The organism is Streptomyces sp. NPDC001848 (genome assembly GCF_042891915.1).
GTDB lineage: Bacteria > Actinomycetota > Actinomycetes > Streptomycetales > Streptomycetaceae > Streptomyces.
In genome coordinates, this window is the sequence record NZ_JBIATP010000008.1 from 22,400 (window position 1) to 35,086 (window position 12,687).

At 69.3% G+C, this 12,687-nt stretch carries 12 protein-coding genes and 6 pseudogenes; 11 read left to right on the top strand and 7 right to left on the bottom strand.

What is annotated here, in order from left to right:
• Window positions 1-680: 680 nt before the first annotated feature.
• A complete protein-coding gene (locus ACFYZJ_RS17570; protein WP_388568683.1) occupies window positions 681-896 on the top strand; it encodes a hypothetical protein in 216 nt (71 codons plus the stop codon).
• Between the two features lie 303 nt (window positions 897-1,199).
• Here ACFYZJ_RS17570 and ACFYZJ_RS17575 read toward each other — a convergent pair.
• Together ACFYZJ_RS17575 and ACFYZJ_RS17580 are read right to left on the bottom strand one after the other, a co-directional pair.
• Window positions 1,200-1,352: pseudogene (locus ACFYZJ_RS17575) on the bottom strand (transposase); the annotation flags it as partial.
• Between the two features lie 6 nt (window positions 1,353-1,358).
• Window positions 1,359-1,865 (bottom strand): annotated as a pseudogene (locus ACFYZJ_RS17580) (transposase); the annotation flags it as partial.
• A gap of 604 nt (window positions 1,866-2,469) precedes the next feature.
• On the opposite strand from ACFYZJ_RS17580, the gene ACFYZJ_RS17585 reads away from it, so the two are divergent.
• The 4 genes and pseudogenes from ACFYZJ_RS17585 (at window position 2,470) to ACFYZJ_RS17600 (ending at window position 4,356) form a co-directional block, all read left to right on the top strand.
• Window positions 2,470-2,718, top strand: a complete 249-nt coding sequence (locus ACFYZJ_RS17585) for a hypothetical protein (RefSeq protein ID WP_388568685.1) — start codon at window positions 2,470-2,472, stop codon at window positions 2,716-2,718.
• A gap of 64 nt (window positions 2,719-2,782) precedes the next feature.
• Entirely contained in the window at window positions 2,783-3,043 is a 261-nt protein-coding gene (locus ACFYZJ_RS17590; RefSeq protein WP_388568688.1) for a hypothetical protein, read from the top strand.
• Between the two features lie 113 nt (window positions 3,044-3,156).
• A pseudogene (locus ACFYZJ_RS17595) lies at window positions 3,157-3,611 on the top strand (TolB-like translocation protein); the annotation flags it as partial.
• Between the two features lie 163 nt (window positions 3,612-3,774).
• Window positions 3,775-4,356, top strand: coding sequence for a DUF4389 domain-containing protein (locus ACFYZJ_RS17600; protein WP_388569439.1), 582 nt, complete (start codon window positions 3,775-3,777; stop codon window positions 4,354-4,356).
• A 307-nt stretch (window positions 4,357-4,663) separates the two neighbouring features.
• On the opposite strand, the pseudogene ACFYZJ_RS17605 reads toward ACFYZJ_RS17600, so the two are convergent.
• Window positions 4,664-5,174 (bottom strand): annotated as a pseudogene (locus tag ACFYZJ_RS17605) (IS5 family transposase); the annotation flags it as partial.
• A gap of 231 nt (window positions 5,175-5,405) precedes the next feature.
• Here ACFYZJ_RS17605 and ACFYZJ_RS17610 point away from each other — a divergent pair.
• The 3 genes and pseudogenes from ACFYZJ_RS17610 to ACFYZJ_RS17620 form a co-directional block, all read left to right on the top strand.
• Window positions 5,406-6,029, top strand: a complete 624-nt coding sequence (locus ACFYZJ_RS17610; protein WP_388568691.1) for a DUF1989 domain-containing protein — start codon at window positions 5,406-5,408, stop codon at window positions 6,027-6,029.
• Window positions 6,007-6,451: pseudogene (locus ACFYZJ_RS17615) on the top strand (IS5 family transposase); the annotation flags it as partial. The gene ACFYZJ_RS17610 and the pseudogene ACFYZJ_RS17615, both read left to right, overlap by 23 nt.
• Window positions 6,452-6,514: 63 nt before the next feature.
• Window positions 6,515-6,613: pseudogene (locus ACFYZJ_RS17620) on the top strand (ROK family protein); the annotation flags it as partial.
• A 297-nt stretch (window positions 6,614-6,910) separates the two neighbouring features.
• Here the strand turns inward: ACFYZJ_RS17620 and ACFYZJ_RS17625 are convergent.
• On the bottom strand, window positions 6,911-7,522 hold the full coding sequence (locus ACFYZJ_RS17625; RefSeq protein WP_388568694.1) for a TetR/AcrR family transcriptional regulator: 612 nt from the start codon (window positions 7,520-7,522) through the stop codon (window positions 6,911-6,913).
• Window positions 7,523-7,796: 274 nt separating this feature from the next.
• Here ACFYZJ_RS17625 and ACFYZJ_RS17630 point away from each other — a divergent pair, with 274 nt between their 5' ends.
• Window positions 7,797-8,903 (top strand): MFS transporter, encoded by a 1,107-nt coding sequence (locus tag ACFYZJ_RS17630; RefSeq protein WP_388568696.1) that lies wholly within the window; start codon window positions 7,797-7,799, stop codon window positions 8,901-8,903.
• Window positions 8,904-9,085: 182 nt separating this feature from the next.
• Window positions 9,086-10,018 carry an alpha/beta fold hydrolase gene (locus ACFYZJ_RS17635; RefSeq protein ID WP_388568698.1) on the top strand — a complete coding sequence of 311 codons (933 nt, stop codon included), beginning with the start codon at window positions 9,086-9,088 and terminating at the stop codon, window positions 10,016-10,018.
• A 246-nt stretch (window positions 10,019-10,264) separates the two neighbouring features.
• Here ACFYZJ_RS17635 and ACFYZJ_RS17640 read toward each other — a convergent pair whose 3' ends face one another.
• On the bottom strand, window positions 10,265-10,906 hold the full coding sequence (locus ACFYZJ_RS17640; RefSeq protein ID WP_388568700.1) for a carbonic anhydrase: 642 nt from the start codon (window positions 10,904-10,906) through the stop codon (window positions 10,265-10,267).
• A 38-nt stretch (window positions 10,907-10,944) separates the two neighbouring features.
• Between ACFYZJ_RS17640 and ACFYZJ_RS17645 the strand changes: the two genes are divergently transcribed.
• The gene (locus tag ACFYZJ_RS17645; protein WP_388568703.1) at window positions 10,945-11,160 is read left to right on the top strand and encodes a hypothetical protein; all 216 of its coding nucleotides are present in this window, start codon (window positions 10,945-10,947) and stop codon (window positions 11,158-11,160) included.
• A gap of 257 nt (window positions 11,161-11,417) precedes the next feature.
• On the opposite strand, the gene ACFYZJ_RS17650 is transcribed toward ACFYZJ_RS17645, so the two are convergent.
• Together ACFYZJ_RS17650 and ACFYZJ_RS17655 are read right to left on the bottom strand one after the other, a co-directional pair.
• The gene (locus ACFYZJ_RS17650; protein WP_388568705.1) at window positions 11,418-11,813 is read right to left on the bottom strand and encodes a hypothetical protein; all 396 of its coding nucleotides are present in this window, start codon (window positions 11,811-11,813) and stop codon (window positions 11,418-11,420) included.
• A 139-nt stretch (window positions 11,814-11,952) separates the two neighbouring features.
• The gene (locus tag ACFYZJ_RS17655) at window positions 11,953-12,621 is read right to left on the bottom strand and encodes a Type 1 glutamine amidotransferase-like domain-containing protein (RefSeq protein ID WP_388568708.1); all 669 of its coding nucleotides are present in this window, start codon (window positions 12,619-12,621) and stop codon (window positions 11,953-11,955) included.
• Window positions 12,622-12,687: the final 66 nt, after the last annotated feature.

A 12,687-nucleotide genomic window follows, 5' to 3' on the forward strand; every position in this document is an offset into this window, starting at 1 on the left:
CGTGGCCTGTTTTCGACACCGCAGGCGACCGACCGCAACATGCCTATATGCCGAACATCACAGATCAGGTGACGGGATGTCAGGCCGGTGGTAGCGGTGGTCTCTACTGGGGCAGGCGGGGTTCGGCGGGTGCTGCCGAACAAAGGCCCCGGAGCGTTGTGATGTCGCCGTGCGCCCAGCGCCGAGGCGGTGGTTCGGCCCGGAGCGGCCAGGACGCCTGCGCCGCATCGGCCTTTCTGTTGATCGTCATGACGGTCGTCTTGCCCCTCCCACGGCAGGGCCGTCAGGCCCTGGCGGCCAGCCGTCGCCACGCGTTCCAGGTGTCGAGTCGCTGCCGGTAGGCCTTGTGCGGGCGGGCGTGTTCGGCCTGCGGTACCAGGACCCGCCAGGCAACGATCTGTGGAAACTCGTCGGGGCTGGTGGCCGCCGGATGTTTTCCACTGGCGCGGTGTGTGCGGAACGCGAGTGGGTAGGCACACCGACCTGATGCTTCTGCTCACAGGCCGACGTGTTTCCCACCGCTCGAGCGGCTCGCTTCACGAGATGGGTCGCTCGCAGCCAGTGATCGGTGGGCCGCTCAAGGAGGAAAGATCATGAAGAAGCTGATGCGTCATATCGCGGCCACGGGCGTTTGTGCCGCAGTCGCCGGAGGCGCTGTGTTCGCCACCGGAGCCTCAGCGATGGCGGCCTCTCCGCAGACGCCGGGGCATCTCCCCGTCCGGACCACCGCGGTCGCCACCGACCACAGCGGCTCCCAGCACACTGCCCACCAGCACATGGATCCCTGGGTCGCGGGCCAGCTGGCGATGTTCGAGCCCGCGGCCGCCAAGCGCCTGGCGGTGTACGACCCCTGGGTCAAGGACCAGCTTGCGCTGTTCGCCCCCGTTGCCCGGTAGCACCGCCCGGTGGGACCGCCCGTGGGACCGCCCGTGGGACCGCCGGTAGGACCTGCCTCAAACGCCTGTATGAGGACCTCGACGGCCTGGTCCGGTCCGGAGCCCACGTCCTGTGTCCGGCAGCCCGGGAGGGCGGTGCGCGCGATCTCCCTCAGCAGGCAGCGGAGGGGCCCGCACCCGCGTCCAGGACGGCGTTGACGCCTGCGGCGGTCTGCGCCGGGAAAGATGCCTGGCATGGCACCCCGAGTCGCTCGGCCAGGTCCCGGACGTGCAAGTCGGCGGCGGCGATCACCAGGATCGCCAAGGTAGGTACTCCCACTGGATGCCGGTATGCAGCACGAACAGGATCCCGCACAACGCCTGCCGGTCCGGCACCCGGGGCCGGCCCTCCACCAGCTTCGGCCCCGGCTCGGGCAGCAATGGCTCGATCAGCGACCACAGTTCGTCCGACCCGATCCAAGGCCGCGACTGGGTGCAGGCGGCGAGGACCAGCCAGGTCCAGCGGTCGGCGGCCTCGGGCGTGCGGATCTTTGGGGAGGTCCATCCGAGGGTCTGTTTGAACAGGCGGAAGGTGTGCTCGATGCCGAAGCGCCGCAGGTAGGCCTGCCAGAGACGGTCGGCGTCTACCGCGGTGGCGTCGGTGCCTGACCACCACAGCCGGACCGGCTTCGGTGTTGCGCCGCTGGGCAGGTGGCCGATGTCCAGGCGGATCACCGTCCCCTCGACGACCGGGAGAGTACCGTCGGCGCCCTGGCCGACCTCACCCCTGATGAGCGCCACGTCCTGCGCTCGGTCAGCCTCCTGGACGCCTTCGACCTCCCCCTGGCCACCCGGTCCGCGGGCCTCGCCCACGAGGCGCCGACGATGCGGCTGATCGGGCGTCCCTTCGTCCGCGAGAACCCCTTCGGGCTCTGGCCTTACCACCTGCACGCCCTGATCCGCTCCACCATCCGCGGCGCGGACGACCACACCGACGACCGTGGAGCCGCGCCGACTGGCAGCGCGCCGCCGAACGCGCCTTCACTGCCCTCGGCCAGCAGTGGCGAGACGGATCCGACCGCGACCGGCTTCTCCTGGTCGGCTGCCTGCGCCAAGGCCTGCGCCTGGCCGGCACCCACCGCCTGGAGCTGGGCTGGCTCACCGACGCGGCCTGGGCCTACATCAGCGACTCCGTCTGGGAGCCGATCGCCCCGCCCGACACCGGCGATCGCACCAGCCTGGACACGGCCGGCTGACGCTTTGGTCGAACTTCGCAGCGCCCTCACCCGCCGCCAGCACGAACACCGCGCCCGCACCGTGGAACGGCTGACCGGCGTCCTCGACACCCGCCTCCTGCCCGCCGAACTCGAGGAGATGGCCCTGTACTACCGGGCCAAGGCCTATCGCGACACGGGCAGAGCCAGGAATCACGCCGCGGATACCAGCAGGTCGCCGACAAGGGCGGCCGCCTGGCCCCGCCGCCCGGCGCGGCCTTGCCCAGGCCGCCCGGCTCGCCGGAGACTTCCCCACTGCATACGCCGCCGCACAGACGCTGGGCTGGGAAGGACGCCACCAGCGCGTCCTGGGCGACCTCTTGTGGCTGCAAGGAAAACCAGAACGCGCGGCCGCCGCCTACCTCGCCGGACGCACGGAAGCCGAACAGCACGCCAAAGCCGGCGAAGCCGCACACAACCAAGCCCTGCGCGCCCTCGCCGTCGCCTTCCACGACCCCCACCAGGCCGACGACGAAATCGACCTCGCCCACCAGCTCCTCGCCAACCTCGACCTGCGCGCCACCACGATCAACGCCGGCCATCGCCGCTCTGATCCGCGATGCCGGTGATCCCGCGCTCGACGACCGCATTCGCACCCTGCGCACCGAGCTCGACGTCGCCGGCCTCACCTCCATGGCCCCCACCCTCGAACTCGCCGCCGCACTCCACCAGGCCGTCCTCGACGACCACGACGCACTTGCCGCCACCCTTGCCCGGCTGCGCGAACAGACCCAGAGCGGGGACTACGCCTACTACACCGACATCGCCTCCTCCATGGCCGGCATTGCCCTCCCCGACGGTCACACGCCGCCGCACTGGCTGGATGGCGAACAGGCCACCCGCACTCGATGGTGCACCCTCGTCACCACCCGCCAGCACCACCTCCACCAGTAAGAGCAGAAGGGACGCGACGCCGCCCCGGCTGCTCCTATGTGGCACACAGCCCGTTTTCCCCAGGCGAGCGGGGTGCAGTGTGAGGGTGTGAGGCGTGAGACGAGGGCCTGCGGAAGGACGGCAGGACGTACCACGCGTCGGCCGTGGACTTCTGGGTCGTGACCTTCGCCCCGGACGACCGCACGTTCTACACGACGCTCGCCACCGGGGGCACGACCTACCTGGTCCGCGGCGACCTGCGCGCCCGCACTGTCACCACGCTCCACCAGAACGTCGAGGGCCCGTCCCTCCCCCCCGACGGCACGCGCATCGCGTACAAGAAGCGGGTCAAGGGTCTTCCCAAGGACACGCCCTGGCGCCTGTCCGTCCCGGATCTGCGCACGATGCGTGAGACACCGCTCGCGGAGTCCCGCAGCGTGGACGACCAGGCGGTCCGGCGGGACGACCACACCCTGGTCTACGCCCTGCCGGGCGACTACGGGCGGACCTGTACCAGGTCCCGGCGGACGGTGTGGGAAAGCCGCGGCGCATCAGCACCGCGGCCCTTTCCCCGGCCTACGTCCAGTGATCCCGGGTGTGACACTGGGTGTGTGCGGACGCTCGAGGACCTTCGCGCCAGCGCCACGAGCCGGGCGCCCTACCGCTCGGTGAAGGTCGAGGCCGAACTGGACGAGCCGCTGTCGCGCTGGCTGTGGCTGGTGAAGACGGTCCTGCTCATCCCCCACCACCTGGTGCTGACGGCGCTGTGGCCCCTTTTCGCCGCGGCGAGCGTGGTCGCCTTCTTCACGATCCTGTTCACAGGGCGGTACCCGCGGATCCTGTTCGCCTTCACCACGGGCGTGCTGCGCTGGTCCTGGCGGGTCGGTTACTACTACTTCGGGGCGCTCGGCACCGACCGTTATCCGCCGTTCAGCCTGGGCGCCGTGCCCGGGTATCCGGCACGGCTGGAGATCGCCCACCCCGAGCGGCTGTCACGCGGCCTGGTGCTGGTGAAGTCCTGGCTGCTGCTCCTGCCGCACTACCTGTTCCTGGCCCTCGTCCCCCTGGCCCTCCGTCTGGCCGAGTGGTGGGGTGGGCTGATCTGGCTGCTGGCGGTGATCGCCGCTGTGGTCTCCAGCCTGGTGGGGCCCGGAACGATGCTGCTGTTCACGGGCCGCTATCCCAGGCACATGTTCGACACGATCGTTGGTGTCGACAGGTGGATCCTGCGGGTGGCGGCGTACGCGGCGCTGATGACGGATGAGTATCCGCCCCTGCGGTTCGACCGCGGCGGCACCGAGGCCGGCCGGGAGACCGAGGCCGACCGGCCCTGACAGCACAGCGGGGGTACGGAAGCCGCCCCGGCGGGTGGCCGGCGGCGCAGGCTCGCCCGGTGGAAGGTCAGGCCGGGTTCAGGGGAGTAATACCGGTGCCCGTGTAGAGCTCAGGTTCCAGCGACAGGACGGTGAGCGGTTCCCCCGCCTTCACCGCCGGCCAGGCGATCGCCGCCACGTGCGCCACCGGCCAGTCGTCGTTGGTCCACTCCATCGCATCCACCGCGTGCGCCGCGGTGAACGGCACGTTCTCCGCGAACCGCGGGGACGCCGCGTGCTTGCCCGCGCCGGCGACCTGCCGTTCGGCACCGCGGACGAGCGGCTCGAGGGCCTGGCTGTCGTGCAGGTTGGCGCCGGAGATGGCGATCGAGAGGGGCAGCCCGTTCCGGTCCACGAGGAGGTGGATTTTCGATCCGTTTTTACCGCGGTCGGTCAGATTCGGTCCCGTCAGGGTCCCCCTTTGACCGCACGGACGCTGACGGAGTCGATCGCGCATCACGACCAGTCCAACTCGCCCTGACCACCGAGATGGTCGAGCACCAGGCGATGGAGCTTGGCCCACACACGAGCCTCGGACCACTCGGTGAATCACCTGAACGCGGTCACCCCAGACGGACCGAACCCGGGAGGGAGCTGGTTCCACGTGCAGCCTGACGTGGCCACGAACACGATGGCGGCCAAGACTTCGCGATCTCCATGGCTTCGACGCCGACCACCAGCCGACCACCGCCCTTCGGACGGGTCGGCGCCGGCGGCGCAACCCGCTGGAACAACTCCCACAAACGGTCCGGCACCAACCGCTCGACAAGCTCACTCAAATTCCGCCAGCATCCCGCAAGATCACACCAAATGAGATGGCTGGCCTGTGATAAACACTCTGGACAGTCCGCCCCGTGTCGCCGGCCATTGAGAATGACTCTGACAGCCCCGTCCTTGGACCTGGCTGGCTATCGCGCGGCCCCTCTCTTGTGTGCGATGTCCTAGCTTGTCTGTTATAGGAGTCCGGGGCGGTAACGAAGGCGCCTCGGTCTGAACACCGAGGAGGGATCGTGGCTGTCACGACGACGCTGGTCGCACGCACAGGAGCGGCCTTCCAGGTACCGCAGGGCGGAACACTGCGTGTGATCAACACGTACGGAAGCCAAGTGGTCGACACCTGGGCAGTAGCGAGGCAGGAACCGCAGCACGGGCTGTCGATGGCGCACACGCGCGCCGTGCTGGGCCGCCTGATGGTGAAGGCCGGTGACGAGCTGGTCGACGATCGACGCAGGCCCGTCCTTCAAATCGCCGAGGACACCTCTCCGGGCGTGCACGACACCCTGATCCCGGCCTGTGACCCCGTCCGCTACCAGCAACTGGGACACAAAGGACACCACGACAACTGCAGCGACAACTACCACCGAGCCCTCGCCGAGTCCGGCCTCCCGGACCTCATGACCCCGGTGCCTGCTCCACTCAATTTGTTCATGAATGTGCCCGTCAACTCGGACGGTGACATCGTGTTTAGCGCGCCGGTCAGCCGTCCGGGCGACTCGGTGCTCCTGCGGGCGCTCACGGATGTGGTGATCGTGCTGTCCGCCTGTCCGCAGGACCTCGTCCCGGTCAACGGCGATCTCCAGCAACCAAGGGACCTGGAGATCCGTATCACGACCGAATCTGACCGACCGCGGTAAAAACGGATCGAAAATCCACCTCCTCGTCGACCGGAACGGGCTGCCCCTCTCGATCGCCATCTCCGGCGCCAACCTGCACGACAGCCAGGCCCTCGATCCCCTCGTCCGCGGGATACCGCCCATCCGCTCCCGATGCGGACCCCCGCGGACGACGCCCGACCAAACTCCACGGCGACAAGGGATACGACTACTCTCACCTGCGGCAATGGTTGCGCACGCGGGGCATCATCCCTCGCATCGCCCGACGCGGAGTCGAGAGCTCCCAACATCTGGGCCGGCACTGGTGGGTCGTCGAACGCTCCATCGCCCGGCTCAGCGGATGCCGACGGCTACACCGCCGCTACGAACGCAAGGCCAGCCACTTCCTGGCCTTCACCGCCCTCGCAGCGACACTCATCTGCTACCGCAGACTGCCCAAATGAAATGGCCTGTCAGGTGACACTTGGTCGACCACGGCCAGCCAGTTCGGCAACTGCGCCTGGGAGGGGTCGACGGGGCGCCGGCGCCACCAATCCGGCCCCGTCTGCCGCTGCGGCAACCGGGGCTGTCTGGAGACCTTCGCGTCGGCGCGGTGCCGGGCGCCGAACAGGACCAGGAGCAGGCCGAGGGCGAGTTTCGAGGCTCCTACCCAGGCGGCCGACTGCTTGTGGGCGGAGGCGCCGCCCGAGCCTCCCGCCTCTGCCCACCAGGCGGTAGACCATGGTCCAGGCTCGCCACGGCGTCGGCTGGGCAGTGGACCGACGGCGAGCCAGTCACTGCGTCGCTACACGCCCGTGAGCACTCCGTCCGCGAGAGCGCCGACCGTCTCGGCATCGCGCCGGCGGCAGTACCTGTGGGCATGCCGGGTCGCAGAGGGCGAGTCCCGGCGCAGCCGGTGCCCGTCAGCCTTGGCCGACGTCCTTGGATGCCGCCCGGGCGATGGTGTCCGCCACCGTTGTGCATGCGAGTCGGGCCACGGAGCGCAGCTCGGCGTCCGAAGTGCCGGCACGGCTCAGTACGGCCAGCGACTGGTTGATGGCGACGACGAACAGGGCGAGCTCGTCGAGCGTCCGGCTGTCGGTCGAGGAGTCCGCCAGTGCCGCACGTACCCGTTGGCGCTGTGCGTCGAGCAGGCCACGCACCTGCATGCCGTTCTCCTCCTTCAGCGTCAGTGACTGCGCGGCGGACTGGGCGATGAGGCACCCCACGGGGACCGACGGGTCGGCGATACGGCTGAGGACGACGTCGAAGAATGCCTCGATGGCCCGCACCGGGTCACCGGGGTGCGCCGCGAGCGCCTGCTCATACCGCGCGCCGTAGATCGACGCGTAGCGGTCCAGGCACTTGCCGAACAGAGTCTCCTTGTTGCCGAAGGTGCCGTAGAGGGAGCCGCGGCCGAGGCCGGTGGCCGAACCGAGGGCATCGAGTGAGGTGTCCGCGTACCCGCGCTGCCAGAACACCCGCATGGCCTGGTCCAGGGCCGCGCTGATGTCGAACTGCTTCCGGCCGGACACAGCGTCCACCTCCTTCTGTACGTCCCTGGTGTGATCCTACTCGCATCTTGGACTGATCGGTCAACATATCTTTGACCGATCAGTCCAAGATGCTTAGCGTGAGGGTCCCGGTTGTCGCACCCGAAAGGCCGCACCATGATCGACGACATCGCGTCAGGGACCCGCGTACAGGCTGTTCCGCCTGCCGGCGGGCGCCGACCGCGCGCCGGGATCTGGTTCGTAGCCGCCGTGTACACCGTGGTCATGCTGGGCGGGACGCTGCCGATTCCGCTGTATGTGCTCTGGGCGCCTGTATGTGCTCTGGGCGCCGCAGATGGGCTTCGGGCCCTTCACCACCACGCTGGTCTTCGCCGTCTACGCCGTGGGGACCGTGCTCGCGCTGATGGTGTTCGCGTCGCTGTCCGACCGTGTGGGCCGCCGTCCTCTCCTGGCCGCCGCTGTACTCGCCGCGGCCACGAGCACAGCGCTGTTCCTCCTGGCGCACGATGTCGGAACCCTTCTGGCAGCACGGTTCCTGTGCGGCCTGGGCACCGGTGTCTTCACCGCCACAGGGACCGCGGCACTGGGCGAGCCGGCCGGAGCCGAGCGCACCCGACTGGTGTCGACCGTCTCCACGGCGGCGAACATGGGCGGGCTGGGGCTGGGCACCATTGTCGCGGGCCTGTTCGGGCACTACGGGGCGACCCCCACGCACCTGGTGTTCTGGGCTTACCTCGCCAGCCTGGTCCCAGCGCTTGTGGCCGTCATCGTCACCCCGGAGACCGTCGCGTCCCGGCAGCGCCCTGCGATGTCCGTGCGCCGCCCGGCCTTTCCCGACCGGCGGGCAGCCCGGACCGAGTTCCTGAGGGCCGCCACGGCTGTCCTCGCCGCGTTCGCGGTCAGCGGACTGTTCTCGTCGCTGGTGCCCTCCTTTCTCCGTGAACAGTTGCACGTCCACAACGTCGCAGCCGTCGGCGCAGAGGTCGGTCTGCTGTTCATCGTCGCCCTGATCGCGCAGGTGGCCGCCCCGGAGCGGTGGACCTCCGGGCGCCGGCCGACGTCGGCGTTCCTCGTGGCGGGCGTCGCAGTGTTGGAGGCCGGGCTGTGGGCACGGTCACTGCCGACGTTCGCCGCCGGAACGCTCCTGGCGGGCACGGGCATCGGCCTGGCCTTCCGCCGCGGCGTCGCGGTCCCCCAGCGGCTCGCCGTCCCGCGGCGCCGGGCGGACCTGCTCTCCACGTACTTCCTGGTCGCCTACACCGGCACGATCGTTCCCACGCTGGCCCTGGGACTCCTCGACCAGACCATCAACCAGGACGTCGCCACCCTGATCCTCGCCGTCGCCGTCATTGCGACAACCCTCGCGAGCGCACTCAGCCGCCCAGCCACCACCATGGCCTGAGCGGCCGCCGCACCGAGTGGCTCTGTGTCCCGCGCTCTCAAAGACGGGCTCCGAATGGATACCCAGGGCGAGTCAATAATGGCGCTGAACACCCCAAATAGTCGATTTGCTCGGAACTCGTGCCCGGCCCCGCCCCGGCCGACATACCGAACCAGTACACCCGATATCGATGGAGCAAAACCATGACTGACCCGGCAACCACCGCCCGCGTCCCCGACAACCCGGTCCGCGACCTGCCCCTGCACGACCTGGCCGGCTTCACCCACCGCTGGGTCGACGCGGGCGGCGTCCGGCTTCACGCGGTCGAGGGCGGTCAGCCGAACGGCCCAGCCGTCGTGCTGCTCGCCGGATTCCCGCAGACCTGGTGGGCATGGCGAAAGGTGATGCCCGGCCTGGCCGACCGGTTCCACGTCATCGCGATCGACCTGCCGGGCCAAGGCCACTCCGAACGCCCGGACGGCAGCTACGACACGCACACGGTCGCCGCGTACGTCCACGCCGCGGTGCAAGCGCTCGGAGTGTCGACATACTGGCTGGCCGCCCACGACATCGGCGCCTGGGTCGCCTTCTCCCTCGCCCTGAAGCACGAGAGCCGGTTGCACGGCCTCGCACTGCTCGACGCCGGTATCCCGGGCATCACCCTCCCCGACACCATCCCGACCGACCCCGAGGTGGCGTGGAAGACCTGGCACTTCGCATTCCATCTCGTGCCCGACCTGCCCGAAACACTGCTCACGGGCCGAGAACGCGAGTACGTCGGCTGGTTCCTGAAGGCCAAGACCCTCGCCTCCGACACCTTCGACGACGCCGAGATCGAGCAGTACGCCGCGGCCATCACCGCTGACGGCGGACTCCGCGCTTCCCTGGCCTACTACCGGGACGCCGCTGAATCGGCGCGGAAGAACCACGAGGCCCTTGAACAGCACCACCTGACGGTGCCGGTTCTCGGGATCTCCAGCAGCCACGGTTCCATCCCTGACATGGCAGCTTCCATCCGGCCGTGGGCCGACAACACCACCGGGATCGTCGTGCCGGACGCAGGCCACTTCATCCCGGACGAACACCCCGACGCCGTCGCTGCCGCTCTGGCCGGCTTCATCGCTGAAAGCGATTGACCCCGGCTACACCCACCCGCCTGCCAGGCGACCGGCCTGTTCTGGCTCACAGCGTTGTTCCGGCTCACCGCGAACTCGCCGAACGCACCTCGCTCCCGAGGGCGACGACGCATACGGCGTCGGCAAAGGCTGCGGCTGAAAGCCCCTCATCGCCGACGGCCCCTGCCTGCGGCCTGCTGAACCATCAAGATCATCCCGTGTCCTGCGGCTGCGGCAAATCGCGCTGAGCAGCCACGGCCGGGGCGGTCAGGACGCTGCGGGGACTGTGGCGTCGAGGCCGCGGGCGGCGACGAATTGTGCGCTGCCGTCGGCCAGGCGGTAGCGCAGGCCCACCACGGCGGCCTGCCCGGCGGCGACCTTGTCGGCGAGGACCCGGGAGCGGTCCAGGAGCAGGTCGGCGGTGTGCCTTATGTGCTCGGCGAGGATCTGATCGGGTTCGACCTGTCCGGCGGCTCGCGCGGCCAGCACGCTGGGGGTCACCCGCTCGACGACGTCCCGGACGTACCCGGCCGGCGTCATGCCGTTCTCCAGCGCGGCGCACGCGGCGCCGACCGCGCCGCACGAGTCGTGGCCGAGGACCACGACCAGCGGGCAGCCCAGCACGTCCACGCCGAACTCGATGCTGCCCAGCACCTCCGGGCCCATGACGTGGCCGGCGGTGCGCACCACGAACAGGTCGCCCAGGCCGCGGTCGAAGATGATCTCGGCGGCCAGCCGGGAGTCGGAGCACCCGAACAGCACGGCGAAGGGCTGCTGGGACGGTGCGGTCTCGGCGCGGCGGGTGGCGTCCTGGTTGGGGTGCTCAGGGGTGCCGGCGACGAAGCGCCGGTTACCGGCCAGCAGCAGCTCGAAGGCGTCGCGGGGCGTCGGAGTGTGGATCTCGGTCATGGCCGAAGCCTACGAGCCGTACGGTTCGTTGGCAGTGCGTGGATGCTCACAACGGTGATGCGCAGCCCTTTGCGGCCTCTCTGGAGGTGTACTGGCTCCCGCCCTGGTCGGACAGTCACACCGATGCCGGCGCGCATGGACGAGCGATGAGGCGGCTGGCGTCGTGGAACGGACGGGCGGTGATAGTCGCCATCGCGGTGGCCACCGTGATCCTCGCGGTGGTGTCCGTCGTGTTGCGTGACCTGCCCAGGTGAGTGTGTATGAGCTGTTCGGGGAACTGGTGGTGCGCAGCTGGCGTGCGGCAGCTGGCCGGCAGTCGGATGGGCCGCAGGATGACCACCCGGACGAGCGGTGCGGCGGGCCCGATTCCCCGGCGGCGCCTGCGCATCCCGCGGAGTGTGCGGATCCTGTGGGACCGCCCGCCCGGCTGCACCGTTCTCCCAGGGGTGCAGCCGCCCCGTGCCCGTACGCCGCGTGCACACAGGTGCGGGCCGTGGGAGCTGCGTGCGCGTCAGGGTGCGGGAGGGACGGCGCGGGCCAGGGGTTCCAGGTTGCCGTAGAGGGCGGCGTGGAGTGCGGCCGCGAGTTCACGGGCGCGTTCTTCGCTGCGCACGCCGTGCATCATGAAGTAGACCGGCCCTGTGTAGGCGTCCAGGTCGACCTCGTGGCTGTGGACCAGGCGGGTGATCGCGTCCCGGATTGCCTCGTTGACGGTATCGGCGACCGCGTCGCCGGAGCCGGCGGTGAGGGTGTCCGCCTTCACGGTCCACCGCTGGCGCTTTTCGGATTCGATGGCGACGAATACGGCGTTGTGCGCCATGGCGTTGCGGTAGACGTCGTGGAAGGCGTCGGTGCCGGTGGCATCCGGGATGAGGTGCGCGGGGCAGGGAACCGGCAGAGGCTGCACCAGGGCATTCTGCCAACAGGTGAGATCTCTGCGCACCCGCCACGCGATGGCGGATCAGGTGATCGCCTCGGCAGCTCCGGATCAGTGCGCCCCTGGGCACCGCACTGGCCTGTCCGGGCGCCCTACCGCGTGTATTGAGTCACGGATGGAACCGCCACCGGCCTTCAGAAATGACATCCACCTTGCCGTCCCTGACGCGAACGGCCGTCTCGTCGTCGATGAAGTAGATCGGGAAGTCCGCCCGCGCAGCGATGCGATCAGCCCAGGCGTCGTCCCGCTCGGGGAAATCCGGTGAGTACAGGTGAGGCTTGAGATACCAGTCGAAGAGGCCGAACGGCGGCTCCACGGTCGTCGCGCCGAGCACGTGGAGGTCCGTGGTGTCACCGATGACGTCGGCAGAGTGTCCGGTGAGATTACGGCTGAAGATCATTGATCCGGCGCTGAACCCCACATAGACCCGGCTCTCCAGCGCCTCCAGGAAGCCGTCGGCCAGGCCGTTGCCGGTGATGCTGCGCGCGAGGTGGTAATGGCTGCCGCCCCCCACATAGATGACGTCGGCGTGGAGCAGCCGGTCGAGCACCATCCGCCGGGGCAGGCCATTCAGCTCCAGGACGTCGAACTCCCGCCAGCCGAGGCCGTGCAGCCGGTTCATGTCAGCGACGAACCATCCATGGTCCCCGGACTCGGCGAGTGATGCCGTGGGAACGTACACGACGTTCGCCGATCCGAATGGCCTACCCATCATCTCCCGCAACGCATCCCGCAGCGATTCGTTACGGAGGCCACTCGCCGTCAACAGCAAGTTCATCGGGCGAGCCAAGCACGACTCACGGGCCCGCACAACAAGCCCAGGATCCATCACTACCGTCATGGC